Origin of the sequence: Agromyces humi, assembly GCF_009720255.1 — a bacterium.
In the GTDB taxonomy this organism is placed as follows: Bacteria; Actinomycetota; Actinomycetes; order Actinomycetales; family Microbacteriaceae; genus Agromyces; species Agromyces humi.
This window is the reverse complement of sequence record NZ_WJSP02000795.1, coordinates 1-527: the sequence shown is the minus strand read 5'-3', so window position 1 is coordinate 527 and position 527 is coordinate 1. Positions and strand designations below refer to the sequence as shown.

The following is a 527-nucleotide window of genomic DNA, read 5'->3' as shown; positions in this document are numbered from 1 at the left end:
CCGACGAGGCGGGTGCGGCCCAGTCCAGCCGCGCGTCCTCGATGCCGAGCTTCGGCGCGAAGGTCGGCGTGCCCGCCTGCGGCGTCGAGGCGGCCGAGCCGTCGGCGATCCCGTCGACGACGTCGGCCAGCAGGTCCGCGCCCTCGACGGCGAGCGCGTCGAGCAGGGAGCCGGCGGTGTCGTCGGCGCCGACCGCACGCGACCGGGAGGCGAAGACGTCGCCCGCGTCGAGCTCGGGCACGAGCTGGAACACGGATGCCCCGGTCTCGGCGTCGCCCGCGATGAGGGCGTGCTGCACGGGCGCGGCACCGCGCCACGCGGGGAGCTGCGAGAAGTGCAGGTTGATCCACCCGTGCACGGGCGACGACAGCAGCGGCTCGCGGACGAGGCCGCCGTACGCCACGATCACCCCGAGGTCGGCCTCGAGCTCGCCGATGCGCTCGGTGGCCGACGCGTCGAGCCGCGCGGCCTCGATGACCGGGATCCCGAGGCGTTCTGCCGCCGCAGCGACCGGGGACGGCGTCAGC

The 527-nt window shown here is 76.3% G+C and carries 1 protein-coding gene; it reads right to left on the bottom strand.

Annotated features, from left to right (window positions below; translation table 11 throughout):
• The coding region (locus GH736_RS24225; RefSeq protein ID WP_268891272.1) for a methionyl-tRNA formyltransferase at positions 1-527 on the bottom strand (527 nt) is incomplete at both ends.